The sequence below is a fragment of the Kitasatospora sp. NPDC004289 genome (assembly GCF_053602875.1).
Window position 1 is genome coordinate 59392 of sequence record NZ_JBSGEL010000026.1, and the last position, 23048, is coordinate 82439.

The 23048-nt window shown below is 74.8% G+C and carries 22 protein-coding genes; 17 read left to right on the plus strand and 5 right to left on the minus strand.

Going from position 1 to position 23048, the window contains the following annotated elements:
* Positions 1-51: 51 nt before the first annotated feature.
* From ACWEPF_RS19310 to ACWEPF_RS19325, 4 genes are read right to left on the minus strand one after another with little or no spacing between them, the layout of a single operon-like run.
* On the minus strand, positions 52-3048 hold the full coding sequence (locus tag ACWEPF_RS19310) for a bpX6 domain-containing protein (RefSeq protein WP_452173543.1): 2997 nt from the start codon (positions 3046-3048) through the stop codon (positions 52-54).
* Positions 3045-4730 (minus strand): hypothetical protein, encoded by a 1686-nt coding sequence (locus ACWEPF_RS19315; protein ID WP_452173544.1) that lies wholly within the window; start codon positions 4728-4730, stop codon positions 3045-3047. Before ACWEPF_RS19315 ends, ACWEPF_RS19310 begins: the two co-directional genes overlap by 4 nt.
* Positions 4731-4782: 52 nt before the next feature.
* Positions 4783-5331, minus strand: coding sequence for a bpX5 domain-containing protein (locus ACWEPF_RS19320; RefSeq protein ID WP_452173545.1), 549 nt, complete (start codon positions 5329-5331; stop codon positions 4783-4785).
* Complete coding sequence (locus ACWEPF_RS19325; protein ID WP_452173546.1) at positions 5328-6509, minus strand: AAA family ATPase; 1182 nt, start codon at positions 6507-6509, stop codon at positions 5328-5330. The genes ACWEPF_RS19320 and ACWEPF_RS19325 overlap by 4 nt, the downstream gene beginning before the upstream one ends.
* A 303-nt stretch (positions 6510-6812) precedes the next feature.
* Between ACWEPF_RS19325 and ACWEPF_RS19330 the strand changes: the two genes are divergently transcribed.
* The 17 genes from ACWEPF_RS19330 (at position 6813) to ACWEPF_RS19410 (ending at position 22464) form a co-directional block, all read left to right on the plus strand.
* Complete coding sequence (locus ACWEPF_RS19330) at positions 6813-8012, plus strand: cytochrome P450 family protein (RefSeq protein ID WP_452173547.1); 1200 nt, start codon at positions 6813-6815, stop codon at positions 8010-8012.
* 90 nt (positions 8013-8102) lie between these two features.
* Positions 8103-8867 carry an amino acid ABC transporter ATP-binding protein gene (locus ACWEPF_RS19335; protein ID WP_452173548.1) on the plus strand — a complete coding sequence of 255 codons (765 nt, stop codon included), beginning with the start codon at positions 8103-8105 and terminating at the stop codon, positions 8865-8867.
* Positions 8868-8895: 28 nt separating this feature from the next.
* The gene (locus tag ACWEPF_RS19340) at positions 8896-9729 is read left to right on the plus strand and encodes a glutamate ABC transporter substrate-binding protein (RefSeq protein ID WP_345280851.1); all 834 of its coding nucleotides are present in this window, start codon (positions 8896-8898) and stop codon (positions 9727-9729) included.
* A 13-nt stretch (positions 9730-9742) separates the two neighbouring features.
* On the plus strand, positions 9743-10408 hold the full coding sequence (locus tag ACWEPF_RS19345) for an amino acid ABC transporter permease (RefSeq protein ID WP_345280854.1): 666 nt from the start codon (positions 9743-9745) through the stop codon (positions 10406-10408).
* The gene (locus tag ACWEPF_RS19350; RefSeq protein ID WP_452173549.1) at positions 10405-11316 is read left to right on the plus strand and encodes an amino acid ABC transporter permease; all 912 of its coding nucleotides are present in this window, start codon (positions 10405-10407) and stop codon (positions 11314-11316) included. Before ACWEPF_RS19345 ends, ACWEPF_RS19350 begins: the two co-directional genes overlap by 4 nt.
* 136 nt (positions 11317-11452) lie before the next feature.
* Positions 11453-12430 carry a cytochrome c oxidase assembly protein gene (locus tag ACWEPF_RS19355; protein ID WP_452173581.1) on the plus strand — a complete coding sequence of 326 codons (978 nt, stop codon included), beginning with the start codon at positions 11453-11455 and terminating at the stop codon, positions 12428-12430.
* 193 nt (positions 12431-12623) lie between these two features.
* Positions 12624-12848, plus strand: a complete 225-nt coding sequence (locus ACWEPF_RS19360) for a DUF6059 family protein (RefSeq protein ID WP_452173550.1) — start codon at positions 12624-12626, stop codon at positions 12846-12848.
* Positions 12845-14428 carry an acyl-CoA carboxylase subunit beta gene (locus ACWEPF_RS19365; RefSeq protein WP_452173551.1) on the plus strand — a complete coding sequence of 528 codons (1584 nt, stop codon included), beginning with the start codon at positions 12845-12847 and terminating at the stop codon, positions 14426-14428. Before ACWEPF_RS19360 ends, ACWEPF_RS19365 begins: the two co-directional genes overlap by 4 nt.
* Positions 14428-14670 carry an acyl-CoA carboxylase epsilon subunit gene (locus ACWEPF_RS19370; RefSeq protein ID WP_452173552.1) on the plus strand — a complete coding sequence of 81 codons (243 nt, stop codon included), beginning with the start codon at positions 14428-14430 and terminating at the stop codon, positions 14668-14670. Before ACWEPF_RS19365 ends, ACWEPF_RS19370 begins: the two co-directional genes overlap by 1 nt.
* Positions 14671-14726: 56 nt before the next feature.
* The gene (locus tag ACWEPF_RS19375; protein ID WP_452173553.1) at positions 14727-15095 is read left to right on the plus strand and encodes a hypothetical protein; all 369 of its coding nucleotides are present in this window, start codon (positions 14727-14729) and stop codon (positions 15093-15095) included.
* A 95-nt stretch (positions 15096-15190) separates the two neighbouring features.
* Entirely contained in the window at positions 15191-16594 is a 1404-nt protein-coding gene (locus ACWEPF_RS19380; protein WP_452173554.1) for an FAD-binding oxidoreductase, read from the plus strand.
* A 13-nt stretch (positions 16595-16607) separates the two neighbouring features.
* Complete coding sequence (locus tag ACWEPF_RS19385; protein ID WP_452173555.1) at positions 16608-17381, plus strand: SDR family NAD(P)-dependent oxidoreductase; 774 nt, start codon at positions 16608-16610, stop codon at positions 17379-17381.
* Positions 17382-17510: 129 nt separating this feature from the next.
* The gene (locus ACWEPF_RS19390; protein ID WP_452173556.1) at positions 17511-18734 is read left to right on the plus strand and encodes a cytochrome P450; all 1224 of its coding nucleotides are present in this window, start codon (positions 17511-17513) and stop codon (positions 18732-18734) included.
* A 6-nt stretch (positions 18735-18740) separates the two neighbouring features.
* Positions 18741-18929: a ferredoxin gene (locus ACWEPF_RS19395; RefSeq protein ID WP_452173557.1), complete on the plus strand. Its 189-nt coding sequence runs from the start codon at positions 18741-18743 to the stop codon at positions 18927-18929.
* A 71-nt stretch (positions 18930-19000) separates the two neighbouring features.
* Entirely contained in the window at positions 19001-19963 is a 963-nt protein-coding gene (locus ACWEPF_RS19400; protein ID WP_452173558.1) for a GNAT family N-acetyltransferase, read from the plus strand.
* A 24-nt stretch (positions 19964-19987) separates the two neighbouring features.
* The gene (locus tag ACWEPF_RS19405; protein ID WP_452173559.1) at positions 19988-20839 is read left to right on the plus strand and encodes an ester cyclase; all 852 of its coding nucleotides are present in this window, start codon (positions 19988-19990) and stop codon (positions 20837-20839) included.
* A 29-nt stretch (positions 20840-20868) separates the two neighbouring features.
* Positions 20869-22464: an FAD-dependent oxidoreductase gene (locus ACWEPF_RS19410; RefSeq protein ID WP_452173560.1), complete on the plus strand. Its 1596-nt coding sequence runs from the start codon at positions 20869-20871 to the stop codon at positions 22462-22464.
* Positions 22465-22515: 51 nt separating this feature from the next.
* On the opposite strand, the gene ACWEPF_RS19415 is transcribed toward ACWEPF_RS19410, so the two are convergent.
* Positions 22516-22992, minus strand: a complete 477-nt coding sequence (locus ACWEPF_RS19415) for a MarR family winged helix-turn-helix transcriptional regulator (RefSeq protein WP_345280877.1) — start codon at positions 22990-22992, stop codon at positions 22516-22518.
* Positions 22993-23048: the final 56 nt, after the last annotated feature.

Consider the following 23048-nt stretch of genomic DNA (forward strand, 5'->3'; position numbering starts at 1 on the left):
CCGTCCTCTCGCTCGACGCCCGTCGGGCGTCGGCGACCAGCCTAGGGGCGGTCAGTGGGTGCCCGTGACGCGGAGGGAGGCCCGGAGGGTGGTGCCGTCCGTGCTGGTGGCCAGGATGCGGCCGGAGCGGTGCCAGTAGGTGACCGCGTCCGCGTGCTGCCGCAGCCCCGGGGCGTGCCGGAGGTCGGCCCCGGGGAAGTGGACGGTCGCAGCCGGGACGGCGCTCGGACCGCTGCCCGCGTGGAGCAGGATGCCGGTGCCCGCAGCGTCGAGGGCCGGGAGGGCCCAGTGGTCGCCGTCGCCGATCGGGCCGTCCGGCTCGGCGGCCGCGAGCCGGTGGCCGGGGCCGGTGCCGGTCACCAGCCGCAGGACGGTGCTGTCGTCGTCCGACGGTCCGTCGGCCTCGGGCTGCTCGGCGGCGAGCAACCCCCCGGCCGCCAAGGGGACGGACTGCCCCGGCTGGTACCCCTCCAGCCGCTGCCGGGAGCGCAGTTGCCAGCCCGGCAGCTCCCAGTGCCAGAGTTCGAGCAGGGGTGAGCCGTCGGGCAGCGCCGAGGCCACGACCGCCGCGCAGCCGTCGGCCGAGCGGGCCACGCCGCTCACCAGCCTCTCCTCGCGCCCGAGTTCGCGCCAGACCGCGGTCGGTCCGGAGGCGAGGGCGTCCAGCACCACGATGCCGTCGCCGTCAGCGGTGATCAGGTGGCGTCCGTCGTAGGAGCGGGCCAGCCAGGAGGCGCGCAGGGTCGTCCAGGGCCGGACGGTGCGGGTCGCGAGGTCCAGCCGCGAGACCTCGCGGGTCTGCCCGTAGGAGGCCACCAGCAGGGCGGACCCGCCGTGGTCGGCGAGCACCAACTGGTCGGCGGGCACGTCCCACTGGGCCTTGGTACGACCGTCCGGGGTGAGCAGCCGCACGCCCGCCTGGCCGCAGGCGACCAGGACGGAGCCGGAGCCCAGCAGGGCGGCGTCCAGCACCGGCAGCGTGCCGGGGCGGTCGGCGGCGGTGTGCCCGACGGCCCCCGAGGCGCCGCGCGTGGCCGGTCGGCGGCGTGGCTTGGCGAGGTCGGCCGCCACCAGCGGGTCGGCCCGGCCGAGCAGCCGTTGGTGACGGGCCCGCTCCTCCCGCTCGGGAAGGCTCCCTCCGAGCCCGCCGTCGCGGACCACCGCGCGGGCCGCCGCCGTGGCCAGCTCGCGGTCCACCGCCGGGTCGGCGGCGGGCAGTTGGGCCAGCCCGGCGGCCAGCACCGAGCGGCCGGTGAGGGCCGGGTCCCCCGTACTGTCGAGCACGGCCAGCGCGAGTGCCCGGGTGGCGTCGCCGGCGCCGAGCGCCAGTAGGTAGGGCAGGGCGCGGCTGCGGGTCGGGCCGCCGAGGGCGACCGCCGCGCTGAGGTCGGCGGCGGCCGAGGGGCGCAGGGCCGGGTCCGGCCAGAGTGCCTCGGCCGCTCCCAGCCGGTCGCCGGACGCGCGACGGTCCTCCGCCCAGGCAGAGCGCAACTCCCGTGCCGCGTCCGGGTCTTCGGCCGAGAGAAGCTCCACGGCGCGGGCGAAGACGCCGGTCCGGTGGGCCGTCCGGACGGCGCGGGTGCGTTCGCCCGCTCGCCACCAGAGGCGGACCACCAGATCGGCGGCGAGCCCGCGGCCCTCGGCCAGTTCGGCGGCCGCCGTCAGCCGCCCGTGCCGGGCCAGCAGCCCGACCGCCTCAGCGGGGGCGTCCAGCAGGTCAGCCAGGACGTAGGCCGCTTCGTCGATCCGGCCCGAGCGCTCCAACTGCTCGGCGGCGCCGCGGTAGAGCGCGGCAAGGTGCTGGTGCACGTCAGGACCGGAGAGCACGGAGGTGCCGCCCGGCCCGTGGGCCCGGGGCGTGGCACGCAGCTCGCCGGCATGGCGCCGGGGCAGACCGAGGGTGAGCCAGGACTCCTCGCCCGCCGCCCTCCCGCCGGAGAGCCGGATCGCGTCGCGCAGCGCGTCCTCGAACTGGTGCTGCTCGAACGCCCTGGTCAGCTCACGCAGGTAACGGGCCTGGCGGCCGCGGACCAGTCCGCCCGCCGTGCGCATCGTCAGGCGCGCCAGCAGCGGCGCGAACAGCGGCCGGCGCGGCTTCGCCCGGGCCGCAGCCGACGCTCCGTCAGCCGCCGCCGCGCCGGACACGGCCTGGGCGGAGCCGGCTGCCGGCAGGACCCACCCGGAACGCAGCCACGCCCGGAGGGAGGCGAAGCGCGGTCGGCCGGGCCGCACCCCGACCGGAGCCGACGCTCCGTCAGCCGCCGTCGGAACCGTCCCGGCCACCTCCGCGGCCCGAGCGGCGCGCCAGGAGCGCACGCACACCACGGCGAAAGCGACCAGCAGGCCCAGCCCCCAGCTGGGAAGGCGCTGGGCGGAGGCCGCCGAGGTGAGGACCACCCAGAGGAGCGGCAGCAGCAGGAGGATGACGGGGATGGCTGCCACTACCCGCGCCCGCCGGTGACCGCCCCGCCGTGGCTGCCGCGGCTGCCGTGCCGACCGCGGCCGGCGCTCCGGTCGCTCCGGTCGCTCCGCCGTCAGCCGCCGGGCCCGTGCGGTCGGGGGTGCGATGCGGGCCGCCGCGCGCAGGTCGGGGCGCGGCCGTTCGGGGAGGGCCTCCGCCACCGGCGCGGCCTCGGGTACGGCGGGGCCGAGCGGCCGCGGGCGGTGCACTGTGAGCCCGGTGAGGTCCAGGCGTTCCGCCGGGTCCAGCGGGGCGAGTGCCGCGACCGCGAGGGTGGTCGTCGACCCGCCTGCGGCGAGGGCGAGTTGTCCGGCGGTCAGGTCAGGGGCGTCCGCCCCGAGGGTGGCGGAGCCGCCGGCGGCGGTGCGCAGGACGGGCAGCCCGGGAGCTCGGTCGGCCCGGACCTCCGCCGGGGCCGCCAGGGTGAACAGCCAGCGGCCGTCCAGCAGTCGGCGCAGGTCGGCCCCGTCGGTCCAGAGTTCGAGCACGCGCGCGGTGGCCTCGTCCTCACCGATCACGGGCACGTCGAGGACGTAACCGGTGGCCGTGACGACGGCGCGGAACGCCGCCTCGGGGGTGGCGGTCATTCGACGCCTCCGATCAGGAACTGGACGCGCCCGGTGGTCACGTCACCGACCACGATCCGGCCGGGTCGGACCTCGGCGGCGATCAGCGGCCGGGTCGGGTGGACGGTGGGCTCCCCGGTGCCGCCGGAGAAGCGGGTCAGCGTCCGCACGCCGTCCGACCGCACGCTCCGCACGAGGTGACCGTTGCGGCTGACGGTGACCAGCGCGGGCCGCTGCCCGGGGACCAGGCCGATCACCTCGGCCTGCTCGCGGAAGGCGACGTGGTCGACGGCGCCGTCGGCGGCGCGCACCGTCCAGGTCCGGCTGTCCCGCGACCACGCCTGGGTTCCGGCGCTGTGCAGGAAGTGGAACCGGCCGCGCGCCTCGTCGTGCACCTGGCCCTCGAAGAGCCGCGGGTCGCGGCACAGGAGGAAGGGCGTGCGGTCGCGGTTGCCATGGCCGATCGGGCCGTGGTCAGTGGCCCCGCTGTCCGGGCCGAGCCGCCACCACCGGCCGCCGAGCGGGAACTCCAGATCCCCGCTCCGGAACAGCACCGGCAGCACCGGCCCGGCGAGCAGCTCGTCCAGCCGGTCGGGATCGAGGCCGAAGGTGGCGAGCTCGGTGGAGTAGCCGCCGGCGTCGGCGAGCTGACGGCCGATCACATGGGTGGTGAGCCGCTCGCCCTCGACGCACAGGGCGAAGAGGCGGCGGCCGGTCCGCCCGGCGGCGAGCACCGGGCCGGGGAAGTCGTGGCGACGCATCCGCAGCGGTGTCGCGGTTCCGCCGCCGTGGTTGGGCAGGTTGACGGCGAGCAGGGTGCCGGGCCGGGCTCCCCTGGCGAGCAGGGTCCGGGCGTCGGTGGTGAAGACGGGGTGGGTCGCGTGCCCGGCCGGACGGGCGGCGTCCACCGGGGCGGCTGGAGCCGGGCCCCGGCGGAACTCGGCCCCGCGCAGCGCTCGGACCGCGATCGGGCCTGCGGGCAGCGGAAGTTCGGCCGTCGTGCCGTCGATCCCGACCAGCACGCGGCCCGCACCGTCGGCAGTCCAGGCAGCGGGCTCGCTGGTGAGCACACCGGGGCGCGGCGGGATCCGCTCGGCCAGCCGGGGCGAGGTCAGCAGCCATGCGCGGTCGGCGGCGTCCAGGGTCGCCAGGGCCTCGGCCACGTCCTCGGGCGTCGGGTCCTCGGAGCGGCGCGCGGCCAGCCAGGCGGGGAGCAGGTCGGCGGGCTCGCCCGTCAGCCCGCGGCCGGACGGATCGCCGAGCACCCGGACGACCAGGTCGGCACCGTGCGCGGCCGCCCGGCGGTGCAGGACGAGCAGGGCGGCGAGCTGCACCAGCCGCCCGGCACCCGCCTGGGCGGGCCCGGCGTCGACCAGGACGACCGTCCGGCCACGCACCGCAGGGGTGGTGAACTCCAGTGCGGTGTAGAGGAGTTCACCGTCCACCAGGCGGCGCAGGAACTCCTCCGGACACTCCTCGGCGAGCAGCCATTCGGACGGCAGCAGCCGCTCGGGGTGTCCCGCGCGGGCCAGCCCGCCGAGACCGTCGGGGTCTCCGTGGTGGTCGGCCACCGGCGCGTGGTCGGCGATCAGGGAGTCCAGGCGGCGCAGCAACGGGCCCAGGGCGAGGGCGAGTTCGGGCGAGAGCGCGGAGAGGGCGCCGGCCCACGGGGCGAGGGCGGCAGGCAGTCGGGAGTCGGTCACCGGGCGGCCCTCCGGGCGGGCTCGACGTACCGCTGGGCACATCGGCGGCGGGTCACGGGCTGCCGTCCGCTCCGCCGTCGGGCCCGGTGCCCGTCGACACGGCGTACGGGTCGAGCACCTCGGCGGAGCCGAGCGGCACCGGCGGGTCGGCGATCAGCGCACGGCCGGGGACCAGGACGCACAGCTGCCCCTCCGCCGCGCCGAGGGCCCGTCGCCAGAGTGCGGCGGCCGGGGCGGGGCGGGCGGTGGTGGGGGTCAGCAGGCCCTCGTCCTGGGCGAGGTAGCGCACGCCGTCCGCCCACGGCAGGTCCGCCTCGGCGCCGAGCACCAGCAGCGAGTGCTCGGCGGCCGGCAGGCCGGGGCCGTCATCGGCGAGCACGGCGAGCCGCGCCCCGGCCCGGATCCGCTCCCGGGCCGCGAGCGCCAGGCCGGGCACGGCGGCCCCGAGCGCGAGGACGGCGACGGACGGCAGCGGCGGCTCGCGGCGCTCCCAGCGCAGCGCGAAGGCCTGACGGGACGACGGCCCGGGCGGCCCGGCGGGCGGCGCGGGCGAGGCGGGCGCCGTCCGCGGGGCGGGTACTGACGACTGCTCGGGAGTCACGAGGGCGAGACCGCCGCGACCAGCTCGGCGCGTATGCCGGCCAGCGCGGCGGGCAGGGCGGCCGGGTCGAAGCCCGCGTCGATCTCCCGCAGGGCGGCCTCCAGCCGCAGCCGTGAGTCCCGCCCCTCGGGCAGGTCGCGGTGCTCGGCGAGCAGGGCGGCACCGGTGTGGGCCAGCCGCTCCGCGCGGGCGGCCGTGCTGCGGGAGAGCTCCTCGGCGGCGTGCACCAGGCTGCCGTTGGCCGACTTCTCCACCAGGTCCGCGAGGACGTCCCGGGCCAGCGCCTGGGTGTCGGCGGTCGGGGCGACCAGGGGCAGCACCCAGAGGTCGCGCGCGGAGGCCACCGTCCGGCCGTCCAGCACCGCGGCGGCCGCGACCAGCTTCTGCGAGCGCACCGCCCGCCGGTCGCTGATCGGCACCCCGGCGGCGCGGAGCCGCCGCAGCGCCGTCGCGACCAGCGGGGTGGCCTCGTCGAGGTCACAGGCCCGGGCCGCGGCGGCCAGCCGGTCGACGGCGGCGAGCAGGCCCGGTCCGCCGTCCCGCGGAGCCGGCACGGCGGGGCGGCGTCCGGCCTCCAGCAGCTCCTCCAGCCGGGAGTCGGCCACCGGCTCGACGAACACCCGGGCCAGGAAGCGGTCCGCGAAGGCGGCCAGCGCCGGGTCCTGCGGGAGGTGGTTGGCCGCGCCCACGCAGATCCGCAGCGGGCTGGCGAGCACGGTCCGGCCGCGGCGGAACACCCGCTCGTTGAGCAGGCCGAGCAGGGTGTTCAGCACCGCGGTGGATCCGAGGAAGACCTCGTCCAGGAAGGCGATCTCGGCCTCGGGGAGCATCCCCTCGGTCTCGTACTCGACCCGGCCCTCGCGCAGCCCGCGCAGGTCCACCGGCCCGAACAGCTCGTTCGGTTCGGTGAACCGGCCGAGCAGGTACTCGAAGTAGCGGCCGCCGAGCTGACCGGCCATCCGGCGGACGGCCTCGGACTTCGCGGTGCCCGGCGCACCGACCACCAGCAGGTGCTCCCCCGCGACGGCGCAGAGCACGACGACCTCGGCCACCGACTCACGGCCGAGCAGCCCCCGGCCCGCGGCGCGGACGGCGGCCGCGATCAGTTCGGCGTCGGCGGCCGTCGGTACGGCTCCGGGTTCGGCGGGGAAGGTCTGGTCGGTGTTGATCTCGGTCACGAGCACGGGAGTCTACGGGGGCATCCGCAGTACCCACCAGCACGTTTTCGTCACACCCTCCGCATACCCACCACCCTTGGGGTGGTGGCCGCGGCCGGCCGCCGGCCCGGCGAGCGCGCGGGCGGAGCGAGCCTCCCGGGCCGGCGAGCGGAGCAGCCGGGGCGGGGAGCGAGCGCCGTCCGCTGAGCCCCCAGCGCTTCCGTGAGCCGTCCCGCCCACCTGGACCGGCCGGGCCCGCTCGGCGACCCTCCGTTCACGGGGCAGCCACCGCCCCGTGCGACGGACCTGACCCGGGGGGATCACGTGAGACCGACCGTACTGGACACCACCGGAGCCCGACTCTTCGAGCAGGCCGAGGAGTTGCGGGCCGCCGGCCCCGCGGTCCGGGTCTCGCTGCCCGGCGGCCTGACCGCCTGGTCGGTCAGCCGGGGCGAGCTGGTGCGCCGGCTGCTGGTGCACCCGGACGTCTCCAAGGACGCCCGCAAGAGCTGGCCCGGCTACCGGCCGGGCGCCGTCCCGTGGCTGACGGTCTGGGTGGACCTGGTCTCGATGTTCACCAGCGACGGCCCCGACCACCACCGCCTGCGCTCGCTGGTCGGCCAGGCCTTCACCCCGCGCCGGATCAACGCGCTGCGCCCCGCCGTCGAGCGGATCACCACCGAACTGCTGGACGCCATGGCCGGTCTGCCGCAGGGTCAGGAGGCGGACCTGCGGGCCCTGTTCGCCTACCCGCTGCCGACCAGGGTGATCTGCGACCTGTTCGGCGTGCCCCAGGAGCAGCGCCCCGCCATGCTCCGGGTGATCGACCGGGTGCTGGACACCACCGTCACGCCCGAGGAGGCCGAGCGGATCGGGTACGAGCTCTTCGCCGCGATGGACCGGCTGATCGCGGCCAAGCGCGAGCGGCCCGGCGACGACCTGACCAGCGTGCTGCTGGCGGTGCACGGCGAGGACGGCGACCGGCTCGGCGAACAGGAGTTGGTCTCCACCCTGATCCTGCTGATCGGGGCCGGCTCGGAGACCACCGTCTCGCTGATCGGCCACGCCGCGCAGGCCCTGCTCGCGCACCCGGCGCAGCTGGCCGCCGTGCTGGCCGACCCGACCCGCTGGGACGACGTGATCGAGGAGACCCTGCGCCTGCACTCCCCCGTGATGCACCTGCCGCTGCGCTACGCCACCGCCGACATCGACCTGGAGGGCGAGACCGTCCGGGCCGGGGACCTGCTGATCCTGGCGTTCGGCGCGCACGGCCGGGACCCCGAGGTGCACGAGCGCCCGGGCGAGTTCGACATCGACCGGGCCGACAAGCAGCACCTGGCCTTCGGTCACGGCGTCCACTACTGCCTGGGCGCCCCGCTGGCCCGCCTGGAGGCCAAGGTCGCGCTGCCCGCGCTGTTCGCCCGCTTCCCCGGGCTGCGCGCGGCCCCGGGCGGGGAGTCGGGCCCCACCCAGCCCTCCTTCATCACCACCGACCGGCTGAGCCGCCCCGTCCTGCTGGCCTGATCCGCCTCCGCCCGTCAGGCGCCCGCACCCCTTCCCGGGTGCGGGCGCCTTCGCGCGGACGGACCATGAAAGCCGAGGAGCGCGGTGGCCATGACGAACGAAGCACCCCCTGCGGCCGCGGACGACCTGGTCGTGCTGAGCGGAGTCGACAAGCACTTCGGCGAGCTCCACGTCCTGCGGGACATCGACCTGACGATCGCCCGGGGGGAGGTCGTGGTCGTGATCGGCCCCTCCGGCGGCGGGAAGTCGACGCTCTGCCGCACGGTCAACCGCCTGGAGACCATCGACTCCGGCACCATCACCATCGACGGGAAGCCGCTGCCGGCCGAGGGCCGGGCGCTGGCCGCCCTGCGGGCCGACGTCGGGATGGTCTTCCAGTCCTTCAACCTCTTCGCCCACAAGACCGTGCTGGGCAACGTGACGCTCGGTCAGGTGAAGGTCCGCAAGAAGGACCGGCAGAGCGCGGAGGCCCGGGCGCGGGAGCTGTTGGAGCGGGTGGGCGTGGCGGCCCAGGCGGAGAAGTACCCGGCCCAGCTCTCCGGCGGCCAGCAGCAGCGGGTGGCGATCGCCCGGGCGCTGGCGATGGACCCGAAGGTGATGCTCTTCGACGAGCCGACCTCCGCCCTCGACCCGGAGATGATCAACGAGGTGCTGGAGGTGATGCGCCAACTCGCCCGGGACGGCATGACGATGGTCGTGGTCACCCACGAGATGGGCTTCGCGCGGACTGCGGCCAACCGCGTGGTCTTCATGGCCGACGGCTCCGTCGTCGAGCGCGCCGAGCCCGAACAGTTCTTCACCGACCCGCGCAGCGAACGGGCCAAGGACTTCCTCTCCAAGATCCTGCACCACTGACGGACCCCGACCGGCAGGGATGATCACCATGACGCACCGCAAGACAGCCCTCGCGGCGGCGGCCGCGCTCCTCCTCCCCCTCGCGCTGGCCGGCTGCGGGGACGACACCAAGGACGACGCCGGCGGCGGCAGTCACAAGATCACCGTCGGCATCAAGTTCGACCAGCCCGGCATCGGCCTGAAGACCCCGGACGGCACCTACACCGGCTTCGACGTGGACGTCGCCACCTACGTCGCCAAGCAGCTGGGCCACGACCCGAAGGACATCGTCTGGAAGGAGGCCAAGAGCGCCGACCGCGAGAGCCTGCTCCAGCGCGGGGACGTGGACTTCATCGCCGCCTCCTACTCCATCACCCCGGCCCGCTCCGAGAAGGTGGACTTCGCCGGCCCCTACCTGCTGGCCCATCAGGACGTGCTGCTGCGCGCGGACGACACCTCCATCACCCAGCCCGCCGACCTGAACAGCAAGAAGCTCTGCTCCGTCACCGGCTCCACCTCGGCGCAGAACGTCAAGACCAAGCTCGCCCCGCAGGCCCAGCTCCAGGAGTACGGCGGGTACTCGGAGTGCCTGACCGGGCTGGAGAACAAGGTGGTGGACGCGCTGACCACCGACGACTCGATCCTGGCCGGCTACGCCTCGCAGGCCCAGTTCAAGGGCAAGTTCAAGCTCGGCGGCTTCAAGATGAGCAACGAGAACTACGGCATCGGCGTCCAGAAGGGCAGCGCGCTCAAGGGCCAGATCGACACCGCGCTGCAGAAGATGGTCTCCGACGGCTCCTGGGACAAGGCCGTGCAGAAGAACTTCGGCCCGGCGAACTACAAGAACGAGCCCGCGCCGCAGATCGGCGTGGTCGTCCGCTGAGGCGGCGGCTCCGGTGTTCGACTTCCTCGACGGCTACGACCTGCTCGGCGCCTTCTGGGTGACGGTGCAGCTGACGCTGTACGCCGCCCTCGGCTCCCTGGTCTGGGGCACGGTGCTGGCCGCGCTGCGGGTCAGCCCGCTGCCCCTGATGCGCGGCTTCGGCACGGCGTACGTGAACGTGGTCCGCAACATCCCGCTCACCGTGATCATCGTCTTCACCTCGCTGGGCCTGTTCCAGACCCTGGGCGTCTCGCTCGGCGCCGACGACTTCACCTCCGTCAACTTCCGGCTGGCGGTGCTCGGCCTGACCGCCTACACCTCGGCCTTCGTCTGCGAGGCGGTGCGGGCCGGGATCAACACGGTGCCGGCCGGCCAGGTCGAGGCGGCCCGCGCGCTCGGCCTGACCTTCCCCCAGGTGCTGCGGCTGGTGGTGCTGCCGCAGGCCTTCCGCTCGGTGGTCGGCCCGCTGGCCAACGTGCTGATCGCGCTCACCAAGAACACCACGGTGGCCGCCGCGATCGGGGTCGCCGAGGCGGCCGCGCTGATGCGGGAGATGATCGAGAACGAGGCCCAGCTGATCCTGATCTCCGCGGTCTTCGCCTTCGGCTTCGTCTGCCTCACCCTGCCCGCCGGGCTGTTCCTGGGCTGGGTGGGCCGGAAGGTCTCGGTGAAGCGGTGAAGTCCCCCTCCGAGTCCCCCTCGACCCTCTACGACGTACCGGGCCCCCGGGCCCGGCGGCACAACCGGCTGCTGGCGGTGGCCTTCCTGCTGGCGCTCGGCGGGCTCCTCTGGTGGGTCGTCAGCTCCCTGGCCGCCAAGAACCAGCTGGAGTGGGAGAAGTGGCGGCCGTTCTTCGCCGACGGCCGGGCCTGGGAGACCTACCTGCTGCCCGGGCTGGAGAACACCCTGATCGCCGCCGCGCTGGCGATGGCGATCGCCCTGCCGCTGGGCGCGGTGTTCGGCATCGCCCGGCTCTCCGACCACCGGTGGGTGCGGCTGCCCGCCGGGGTGGTGGTGGAGTTCTTCCGCGCGGTGCCGGTGCTGATCCTGATGCTCTTCGCCAACGCCGCCTACTCCGAGTTCACCGACGTGAGCCCGGACAGCCGCCCGCTGTACGCGGTGGTCACCGGCCTGGTCCTCTACAACGCCTCGGTGCTGGCCGAGATCGTCCGGGCCGGCATCCTCGCCCTGCCCAAGGGCCAGAGCGAGGCGGCGATGGCGATCGGGCTGCGCAAGGGCCAGGTCATGCGCTCGGTGCTGCTACCGCAGTCGGTGACGGCGATGCTGCCGGCCATCGTCAGCCAGCTGGTGGTGATCGTGAAGGACACCGCGCTCGGCGGCGCCCTGCTCGGCTTCTCCGAGCTGCTCGCCTCCGTCCGCCCGATGAGCGCCAACTACGGGGCCAACACCATCGCCAGCTTCACCGTCGTCGCCGTCCTCTTCGTGATCCTCAACTTCGCCCTCACCACCTTCGCCGCCTGGCTGGAGCGCCGGCTGCGCCGGGGCCGCCGCTCCACCGGCGCGGTGGTCGCCGCCGGAGCCGTGGATGAACTGGCCGTCCCGGGCGACCACCTCGACAGGCCGTGACGCCCCCGGGTGCGGCGGGCGGATAAGCGGCGCCTAGGCTGACCCTCGAAGCAAAATCGGACGAACCGGACCTGACGGGCCGTCCGGCAGTGACGAGGGAAAGCAGGACCCGCCGATGGGCGACGGTATGACCGGGATGGACCACTCCGGGATGCACCACGGCGGGATGGAGCCGCTCGGCCCCTTCACCCCCGGCTCGGCGCTGGTCTGGTCCACCGACTGGCCGTTCCTGATCGGCTCCCTGCTGGCGCTCGCCCTGTACGGCGCGGGCGTGGTCCGCCTGGCGCGGCGCGGCGACCGCTGGCCGGTCGGCCGCACGCTGGCCTGGGTGCTGGGCATCGGCACCGTGCTGCTGGTGACCAACACCGGACTGAACGACTACGGCATGGCCCTGTTCAGCGCCCACATGATCCAGCACATGGTGCTCTCCATGCTCTCGCCGATCCTGCTGCTGCTCGGCGCCCCGATCACGCTGGCGCTGCGCTCGCTGCGCCCGGCCCCCAAGGGCAGCGGCCGCGGCCCGCGCGAGCTGCTGGTCGCGGTGCTGCACAGCCGGTACGTGCGGATCGTCTCGCACCCGGCGGCCACCATCCCGCTCTTCGTGGCCAGCCTGTACGCGCTCTACTTCACCCCGCTGTTCGACTTCCTGATGCAGTACCGGATCGGGCACATCGGGATGATGGTGCACTTCCTCGCGGTCGGCATGCTGTTCTTCTGGCCGATCATGGGCGTGGACCCGGGCCCGAACCGGCCGGGGTACGTGATGCGGATCATCGAGCTGTTCATGGGGATGCCGTTCCACGCCTTCTTCGGCGTGGCCGTGATGATGGCCACCCACCCGCTGGTGAAGACCTTCGACGGCGCGATGGCCCCGCCCGGCACCGACCTGCTGAACGACCAGAAGATCGCCGGCGGCATCACCTGGGCGTTCGGCGAGATCCCGACCGCGATCGTGCTGATCGCGCTCACCCTCCAGTGGGCCAAGTCCGAGGAGCGCCAGGCCCGCCGCCGCGACCGCAAGGCGGACCGCGACGGCGACGCCGAGCTGGCGGCGTACAACGCCTACCTGGCCTCGCTCGACAAGCGCGGGCAGCGCGCGGCCGAGGCCGGCTGACGCCGCGTCACCCTCCAGGGCCCAGAGCCCCCGTCACGGACCTTCCGCGGCGGGGGCCCTTCGCGTGCGCGGGAAACGGGGACGGGGAGCGGGAACGGGACGGCGGGTGGTTCGAGTAGGTCTCGACCGCCGGTCGAGAGTCCGGGGCGACCGTAGGGCCCGTCAAGAGGGCCCGAACGGCAGAGGAGCGCCCATGCCCCACCACCTGACGACCGGAGACGTCCTGCGCTGGGCGGCCAGAGCCCTGGCCGTGCTGGGCAGTGTCTGGTTCTTCGCTCCGCTGCCACCGCCCTGGCCGCCCACCGACCAGTACCCGGCCGGGCCGCCGCCGCTGCACCCGGAGCGGATGTGCCCGGGCGTCCCGCTCACCGAGGTGGAGGCGCGGCTCCAGCGGCAGCTGTCCGAGGAGCGGGGGTGACGCCGCGGACGGACGCCACCGAGGCGGTGCCGCACCTGCGGGAGCGGCTGGTCGAGCTGGCCGGGATCAAGGAGTCGGCCGTCGCCGGCCCGGACGAGCGCGCCACCCGACGGCAGCACGCCCGGGGCAAGCTGACGGCGCACGAGCGGATCGCCCTCCTGCTGGACGAGGGCTCCTTCCAGGAGGTCGAGGCGCTGCGCCGGCACCGGGCCACCGGCTTCGGCCTGGAGGACCGGCGGCCGTACACCGACGGGGTGGTGACCGGCTGGGGCACCGTGCACGGCCGGACGGTGTTCGTCTACGCCCACGACTTCCGGATCTTCGGCGGCGCGCTCGGCGAGGCCCACGCCGAGAAGATCCACAAGGTGATGGACCTGGCCGAGGCGGCCGGTGCCCCGCTGGTCTCGCTCAACGACGGGGCGGGCGCCCGGATCCAGGAGGGGGTGTCCGCGCTGGCCGGCTACGGCGGCATCTTCCGGCGCAACACCCGGGCCTCCGGGGTGATCCCGCAGATCTCGGTGATGCTCGGCCCGTGCGCCGGCGGGGCGGCCTACTCCCCTGCGCTGACCGACTTCGTCTTCATGGTCCGCGAGACCTCGCAGATGTTCATCACCGGCCCGGACGTGGTCCAGGCGGTCACCGGCGAGAGGATCAGCCAGAACGGGCTGGGCGGCGCCGACGTGCACGCCGACGTCTCGGGGGTGGCCACCTTCGCCCACGACGACGAGGCGAGCTGCCTGGCCGAGGTCCGGTACCTGCTCTCGCTGCTGCCCTCCAACAACCGCGAACTGCCGCCGGACGAGCCCTGCACCGACCCGGCCGACCGCCGGACGGAGGCGCTGCTCGACCTCGTCCCGGCCGGCCCCCACCAGGCGTACGACATGCGCGAGGTGATCGAGGAGCTCGTCGACCACGGGGAGGTGCTGGAGCTCCAGCCCGGGTGGGCGCCCAACATCATCTGCGCGCTGGCCCGGATGGACGGCAAGGTGACCGGTCTGGTGGCCAATCAACCGACCGCGCTGGCCGGGGTGCTGGACATCGGGGCGAGCGAGAAGGCGGCCCGCTTCGTCCAGTTCTGCGACGCCTTCAACATCCCGCTGGTGACCCTGGTGGACGTGCCCGGATTCCTTCCCGGGGTCGCCCAGGAGCACGGCGGGATCATCCGGCACGGCGCCAAGCTGCTGTACGCGTACTGCAACGCCACCGTGCCGCGGATCCAGCTGATCCTGCGCAAGGCCTACGGCGGCGCCTACATCGTGATGGACTCCCGCTCGATCGGCGCGGACCTCTCGCTGGCCTGGCCGACCAACGAGATCGCCGTGATGGGCGCCGAGGGCGCGGCCAACGTGGTCTTCCGCCGGGAGATCGCGGAGGCGGCGGACCCGGAGGCGGTCCGGGCGCAGCGGATCAAGGAGTACCGGACCGAGCTGATGCACCCCTACTACGCGGCTGAGCGCGGCCTCGTGGACGACGTGATCGACCCGGCCGAGACCCGGTCGGTGCTGATCCGGGCGCTGGCCATGCTGCGGGCCAAGCACGCGGAGCTGCCCAGCCGCAAGCACGGCAACCCGCCGCTCTGATGGCCGGGGCGGAGCAGGACCGCGCGGCGGACCAAGGCACCTGGCGGGTCGTCAGGGGGCGGCCCGACCCGCGGGAGCTGGCGGTGCTCGCGGCGGTGCTGGCCGCCGTGGCGCGCCGGGCCGCCGGGGAGCCGCGCCGCGCGCGGGCCGGGGTCCCCGGCTGGGCGGCCGGACACCGCGCGGCACGGTCCTGGCGGACCGCCGGCGGTGGCGGGCTCCAGGCCCCTTCGAGCCCCGTTTGAGAAGCGCGGAGCAGCCTGTCCGACGACGGATCCGATGACCCAGAAGGAGAGCTCTCATGACCGACGCACGGCTGGTGGGGACCTGGACCACCGCGTTGGACGACGGCGGGAAGTCCGTGCCCGGGCTGGTCGCCTTCAGCGCGGACGGGCGGGTGACCTCGACCCAGGTGAACACCAAGAACATCGGACTGGGCAACTGGGAGAGCACCGGCGACGGGACCTTCAGCTACAACTTCCACATCCTGGCCGTGAACGAGGAGGGCGTGCACGTCGGCGAGGCCCGCGTGCACGTCGAGGGCAAGCTCACCGGGGACGGCAGTTGGGAGGGCACCGGCGGTGCCAACTTCTACGACCCGCGGGGCGAGCTGCTGCGCGGCCACGACGGCGCCAAGGTGACCGCCCGCAAGTTCGGCATCGACAAGTAGCCGCCCTCGCACCGCCACCCGCACACCGTCACCCGCACACCGCGCCGCCGGGCCGGTACCCGACCGGGTGCCGGCCCGGCTCCACTGGAGGGACCATGCTGCGCGACCGGCTCCAGGGCGAACTCGTCCTGCCGTCCGACCCGGGCTACCCGTACGCCCGCCAACTGCAGAACACCGAGTACGACACCGTCACCCCGTACGGGATCGCGTACTGCGAGAGCGCCGATGATGTCCGGCAGTGCCTGCGGCACGCCCGGGACCAGGGCCTCGCGGTCCACCTGCGCAGCGGCGGACACAGTTTCAACGGCTGGTCGACCGGGCCCGGGCTGGTGGTGGACGTCTCCCGGATGAACCGGGTCTCGCTCGGCCCCGGCACCGTCCGGCTGGGGGCCGGGACCCAGTCCCTGGAGGCGCTGGACGCGCTGGGGCGGCTCGGCCGGCAGATCGTCACCGGCACCTTCCCGACCGTCGGGGCGGCCGGCTTCCTGACCGGCGGCGGCCTCGGCTGGCAGACCCGCGCGTTCGGCGTCGGCAGCGACCGGATGACGGCCGCCACCGTGGTGCTGGCCGACGGCCGGACCGTCCGCTGCTCGGCGCGGGAGGAGCCGGACCTGTTCTGGGCGCTGCGCGGCGGCGGGGGCGGCACCTTCGGGGTGGTCACCGAGTTCGAGGTGCGGCCGGTGGACGCGCCGGAGCTGACCGGGTTCGAGACGCTCTGGGAGTACGGGGACGCGGCCGGGCTGCTGACGGCCTGGCAGGAGTGGTGCACCGACGCCCCGGACGGGCTGGGCTGCTCGCTGGTGGTTCTGCCCGGGATGTTCGGGCCGGCCGGCGAGCCGGTGCTGAAGATCTGGGGCGTCCACCTCGGCTCCACGGCCGAACTGGAGCTGCTGCTGGACGAGTTGGCCGAGCGGGCCGGGCGCAAGCCGATGGTCCGCACGGTCGGCGAGCGGGCCGGGTACTCCCGGGTGATGCACGAGGCGCTGTGCGACTCCAAGACGGTGCAGCAGTGCCACCGCACCGGCCACAACCCGGAGGCGGAGGGGCACCGGCACCCGTACACCCGGCAGAGCTACCGGCTCACCGACCGGCCCGCCACCCGGGCCGAGGCGGCCGCGCTGCTGGCCGCCTGGGACCCGTCGATCGACCGGGAGCGCTACCTGCTGTGCATCGCGCTCGGTGGCGCGGCCAACCGGGTCCCGGTCGGCGAGACCGCCTACCCGCACCGCACCGCGCGGTTCCTGACGGGCTACCAGATCGCCTGCCGGGAGCCCGGCCCGGACACCGCCGCCGAGCTCACCGCCTGGGCCGACCGGGCCGAGCTGGCGCTGGCCCCGCTGGCCTGCGGCTCGTACGTCAACTTCCCCAGCTCCCGGGTCGCCCCGGACTGGGAGGAGGCCCACTTCGGCGCGAACGCGGCCCGGCTGCGCGCCGTGAAGCGGGCCTACGACCCCGAGGACTTCTTCCGGCACGGACAGAGCGTCCGGCCCGGCTCATGACGGAGGCAGCACCGTGATCACAGCTCTGCGGGACAAGGTCGTCCTGGTCACCGGCGCCTCCTCGGGCATCGGCCGGGCGACGGCGGTGGCCTACGGCGCGGAGGGCGCCAGGGTGGCGGTCACCTACCACACCGACCGGGAGGGCGCCGAGCTGACGGCGGCCCAGGTGGCCGGGGCGGGAGGCACCGCGCTGGTGGTCCGCTACGACCTGACGGACGAGGAGTCGATCCGGCAGGCGGTCGGGCGGGTCGCCGAGGAGTGGGGCGGCATCGACGTCCTGGTGGCCAGTGCGGTGGTGTGGAGCGAGGCCATCCCCAGGCCCGGCCGGCCGGTGCCCCGGTTCGAGGACGTGCCGGCCAAGCAGTGGCAGGAGGTGCTGCACAACTCGCTGGACGCGACCTTCCACACCCTGCAGGCGGCGCTGCCCGCGATGCGCGGGCGGGAGTGGGGCCGGGTGGTGCTGATCGGCGCCGGACTGGCCGACACCGGCAAGCCCGGGGCGGGCGCCTACGGGGCGGGCAAGTCCGGCCTGTACGGCCTGATGCGCAGCCTGGCCTGGGAGTTGGGCCCGGAGGGGATCCTGGTGAACATGGTGGTGCCGGGGCAGACCCTGACCGAGACGGTCCGCGCGCACGTCCCGGCCGCCGTCCTGGAGGAGAAGGGCCGCACCCTGCCCTCCGGCCGGATGTCGGTGCCGGAGGACGTGGCCCGGGCGGTGGTCTTCCTCGGCTCGGCGGCCAACGGCAACGTCAACGGCGAGACCCTGCGGGTCACCGGCGGCGCCTGACGCCCCGTCGGCTCCCGTCCGAACCGGGCCCCGCGGCCCTCGAGGGTCCTTCCAGGACTCCTTGAGGGCCACGGGGCTCAATGGCGTTCGCCGAGCTCACCGGCGGACCGCTCACCCAGGAGGACAACCGTGTCGGAGACCCCCGCCCAGCCCACCGCGGCACCCGCCTACCCGATGGAGCGCACCTGCCCGTACCGGATGCCCGTCGGCTACGAGCAACTGCGCGACGGCGAGCCGCTGTCCCGGGTGACGCTCTACGACGGCCGGCAGGTCTGGCTGGTGTCCGGGAACGCCGAGGGCCGGGCGCTCTTCCCTGACCACCGGCTCTCCTCGTACGTGCTGGACCCGGCCTTCCCGTTCCTGGCCCCCCGGATCGCCGCGCAGACCCAGCAGCACGCCGCGCCGCCGCTGGTCGGGGTGGACGACCCGGACCACGGCCGGCAGCGCCGGATGGTGATCCCCGGCTTCGGTATCCGCCGGGTCGCCGAGCTGCGGCCCGAGATCCAGCGGATCGCCGACGAGCTGATCGACGCCATGCTGGCCGCCGGCTCCGAGGCCGAACTGCTGGCCTCCTACGCGCTGACGCTGCCCTCGGCGGTGATCTGCGCCCTGCTCGGGGTGCCCTACGAGGACCGCTCCTTCTTCGACGAACGCTCGCGGCACGTGCTCTCCTCCGCGGGCGAGGACGAGGCGGAGCTGGCCCGGAAGTCGTTCACCGAGATCCTGCACTACCTGTACGGGCTGATCGCCCGCAAGGAGCGGGAGCCGGGCGAGGGCCTGATCGACCAGCTGATCGCCCATCAGCTGGCCGAGGGCGCGCTCGACCGCGACGAACTGGCGATGATCTGCTCGCTGCTGCTGGTCTCCGGGCACGAGACCACCTCGAACATGATCGCGCTCTCCACCCTGACCCTGCTCGACCACCCCGAGCAGCTCGCCCGGCTGCGGGCCGACGAGTCCCTGTGGCCGGGCGCCGTGGACGAGTTGATGCGCTTCACCTCGATCGGCGACGTGCTGCCCCGGGTGGCGGCGGAGGACATCGAGATCGCCGGCACCACCATCCGGGCCGGCGAGGGCGTGATGATGTCCACCATGCTGATGAACCGTGACCCGCGGGCCTGGGAGCGGCCGGACGAGCTGGACGTCACCCGCAGGGCGGGCCGGCACGTCGCCTTCGGCTACGGCATCCACCAGTGCATCGGGCAGAACCTGGCCCGGGCCGAGATGGAGATCGCACTGGCCACGCTGTTCCGGCGGATCCCCACCCTGCGGATGGCCGTGCCCGGCGACCAGGTGCCGCTGAACGCCCCGTACGTGCTCCAGGGCGTGGCCGCCCTGCCGGTCGCCTGGTAGCCCGCGGTGGCCATCGAGCTGGACACCGGCCGGTGCATCGGGGCGGCGATGTGCGTGCTGCACGCGCCCGCCGTGTTCACCCAGGACGAGGGCGGGGTGGTCGCGCTGCTGCCCGGCGGCGCGGTCCGCGAGGAGGAGCCGGAGGTCGAGGAGGCCGCCCAGGCCTGCCCGGTGCAGGCCATCGAACTGCGCTGAGCCGGGGTCCGCGGGGCGCCGTCCAGCACTCCTGGACGGCGCTTCGAGGGCCGACCGCCAGGGTGGCGGCCATGGAGATTCGCCGTCTGGACGGAGACGATCCGGCCACCATCGCCGCCCTGCTGCCCGGCTTCCGGGCCACCATGGGCCTCGAACTGCCCCACGACCCCCCGGTGTCCGAGCAGCTGCTGGCCCGGCTGTTCCAACGCCGCCACGGCGCCGACCGCCTGCTGCTGGCCGCCTACGCGGACGGCGAGCCGGCCGGATGCGTCAAGCTCGGCCTCGACCTGGCCGATCCGGCCGGCCCGGGCCACGGCTCGCTCTGGGTCTTCCCGGCCTTCCGCCGGCGCGGCGCCGGCACCGCCCTGGCCGACCGGGCCCGGGCCGAACTCCGGTCGCTGGGACGGTCGTCGCTCCTGGTGGACGCCCCGGCCGGACCGGCCTCCCGGGCCTTCGCCGAGGTGCTGGGCGCCGAGTGCACCGCCACCACGCTGCGCAGCCGGCTGCTGCCGGCCGGCCCGGCCCGGCCCGCGCTGGAGGAGGCCGCCGGACGGCCGGTGCCCGGCTACCGGCTGGTCCGCTGGACCGGCCGCTGCCCCGATCCGCTGGTGGCCGGATACGCCCGGGCCTGGGCCGCACTGGACGCCCCGGTCAACGGGCAGGCCCGGATGTCCGCCCCCGGCGTGGCCGACGTCCGGGCCCGGGAGGCCGAGGCCGAGCGGGCCGGCCACCGCCTGCACGCGGTGGCCGCGGTGACCGAGGCCGACGGTGAACTGGTCGGCTACAGCACGCTGTTCGTCCGGGACAGCCCGATGGCCGACGCGGGCGAGACCCTCGTCCTGCCCGGCCACCGGCGCCGCGGACTGGCCTCCTGGCTGAAGGCCGGGCTGCTGCTCGACGCGGCCGCGCGCGAACCGCGACTCGCCCTGGTCCAGGTCTTCAACGACGTCCGCAACGAGGCCGTGGTGGCGCTCAACCGCCGGCTCGGCTTCACCACCGACTCCACCTGGGCCACGTACGCGCTCAAGGCCTGACCACCCGAACCCACCGGAGGACCGATGACCACCGAGAGACGCACCGACGCCCCCGCCGGGAACGAGCGCACCGTCCGCGAGCTGTACCGGGTGCTGCACGGCGAGCACCAGCTCGACCGGACCGAGGAGTTCTTCCACTCCGGCTACACCGACCACGACGCGCTGCTCGGCGGCGGCACCGAGAACTTCCGCCGCCACTGGAAGGACCTGACCACCCGTCACCCGGGCTTGGCCGCCACCGTCGACCACCTGGTGGCCGGCCCGGACCGGGTGATGCTGTTCGCCACCTGGCGCAGCCCGGGCGGCTTCCTGCTGCACACCGCCGAGCTGTACCGGCTGGCGGACGGCCGGGTGGCCGAGCACTGGAACGTGGTGGACCGGGCCGCGCTGGCCGCTCAGGGCACCGGCCCGGCGGAGCCCGGCCAGCCGGCCTCGCCCGGCCTGCACGGCCCGCACACCGAGGCCGAGCGGGCCAACGCCCAGCTGGTCCTGGACGCCTACCGGGAGGTGTTCAGCGAGCACCGGCTGGAGCTGGCCGAGCAGTACTACCACCCGGACTACAAGCACCACAACGTGCGGACCGACGCGGTGCCGGACGGCCTGGAGGCGTTCAAGGCCTTCTTCGCCGACAACATCGCCGCCTTCCCCGACCTGGTGACCGACGTCGACCACGTGGTGGCCTCCGGCGACCGGGTGATGGTCTTCGTCACCTGGCGGGGCACCCTCACCGGCGCCTGGAGCGGCGGCGGACCGTCCGACGCCCGGTTGGAGATGCGCACCTGCGACCAGTTCCGGATCGAGCGCGGCAAGGTCGCCGAGCACTGGGAGGTGGTCGACTACCTGGCCCTCCAGGAGGCCGGCCTCCCCACCCCCTGACCACCACCCGCACCACGAGAGGGACTTCGATGAGTTCGACGGACGCACCCGTACTGATCGTCGGCGGCAGCCTGGTGGGCCTGTCGACCGCGCTGTTCCTGGCCCACCACGGCGTACGGGCCACCCTGGTGGAGCGCCACCCCTCCACCTCGGTGCACCCCCGCGCCGTCGGCTACTACCCGCGGACCGTCGAACTGCTGGCGCAGGCCGGGGTGGCGGAGGCCGCCGAGCGGGCGGCGGCCGGCTTCGAGCGGCACCGGACCAGGGCCGGCGTGGTCTCGCTGGCCGGCGAAGTGCTGTTCGCCCGCGAGGAGTTGGAGGGCGCGGACGAGCTCGCGGGGCTGACCCCGCACCGGCTGCTGCTGCTCCCGCAGGACCGGTTGGAGCCGCTGCTGCGGGCCCGGGCCGAGGAGCTCGGGGCGGACCTGCGGTTCGGCACCGAGCTGCTCTCCTTCGACGAGACCCCGGACGGGGTCACCGCCGTGCTCGGTTCGGACGGCTCCACCTCCACCCTGCGCAGCCGCTGGCTGGTGGCCTGCGACGGGCCCCGCTCGACCGTGCGGGAGGCGCTCAAGGTGCCCCGGCACGGGCGCGGCGTGCTCTCCCGGCACGTCAGCATCGCGTTCGGGGCCGATCTGGCGCCCGTCCTCGGCGAACGCCGGTACAGCGTCGTCCACGTGAAGAACCCTCAGGTCACCGGCATCCTGGTGCACGACGACACGCTCACCGAGGGCACCCTGATCGTCGGCTGGTCGCCGCAGGACGGCGAGGGCCTGGCGGACTTCACCGACGAGCGCTGCCGCGAGCTGGTGAGCGCGGCGATCGGCGACCCGGGGGTCGAGGTGACCATCCGCTCGCGCTTCCCCTGGGACATGGCCGAGCAGGTCGCCGAGGGCTTCCGGCACGGCCGGGTGCTGCTCGCCGGGGACGCCGCCCACGTGATCCCGCCGACCGGCGGCTACGGCGCCAACACCGGGATCGCCGACGCGCGCGACCTGGCCTGGAAGCTGGCCCTGGTGGTGCGCGGCGAGGCCGGCCCCGAGCTGCTGGACAGCTACGACGCGGAGCGCCGCCCGGTCGGCGAACACACCGCCGCCCAGGGGTCCCTGCAGCTCGCGGTGCGCTCCGGCAGCGCCACCGAGGAGCAGCGGGCGCTGGTCGAGGACGCGCTCACGGTGACGATGGGTCAGTCCTACCGCTCGGCGGCGGTGGTCGCCGAGGACGGGGCGGAGCCGCTTCCGGTGACCTCCGACCCACGGGCCCTCGGCGGGCGGCCCGGCACCCGGGCACCGTACCTGGTGCCGGCGGGTGCGGACGGGCCGGCCGGCACGCTCGGCCTGTTCGGGCGGGGCTTCGTCCTGCTGGCGGGCGAGCGGGGCGCCGCCTGGGCCGCCGCCGCGGCCGGGGTGGCCGAACGGCTCGGCGTCGGCCTGACGGCGCACCTGATCGGTGCCGAACCGGCCGACCCGGAGGGCGGGTTCGGCCCGGCGTACGGGATCGGGCCGGCGGGGGCGGTGCTGGTCCGCCCGGACGGCTTCGTCGCCTGGCGGGCCGTCGGGGCGGCCCCGGACGGCGATCCGGCCGGTGCGCTGGAGCGCGTCCTGCGGCAGGTGCTGGCTCGCTGAACGAGGTCCGCGCACCGACCCGCGGCCGGGTCGGTGCGCGGACCTCCTCCGTCAACTGCCGTTCTGCAGCTCGCTGATGGAGTCGACGTACTTGATCAGCAGCCGGGCGAACTCGACCCGCTCGCCGTCCGGCCAGTCCCGGGTGATCCGCTCGAACGCGGAGCGCTGGTGGGCGCGGAAGCGGTCCAGCATCCGGTCGCCCTCGTCGGTGAGCCGCAGGATGGTGCGGCGGCCGTCCGCCTGCGAGGCGGCGCGCACCAGGTAACCGGCCGTGATGCAGTCGGAGACCATCCGGCTGGCCACCGACGGGTCGACCGCGAGCCGCTCGGCGACCACGCCGACGGTGATCTCCTGGCCGTCGTGCTCGGGGCCGTCCTGGACCACGTTGAGCACCAGGGTCCGGGTCATGTCCTTGCGGGACACCCCCTCCTCGACGTTCAGCGCCGCCGTTCGGCGCAGGCGCGAGAACGCCGGGCCCACGGCGTCGAGGACGGCCGTCCGCCGTGTGCTCTCGGTCGAAGTCTCCATGCGTCACATCCTAAGCGACTTGATTACAGCAAGCGAGCATCTGTATGCTCGCAAAT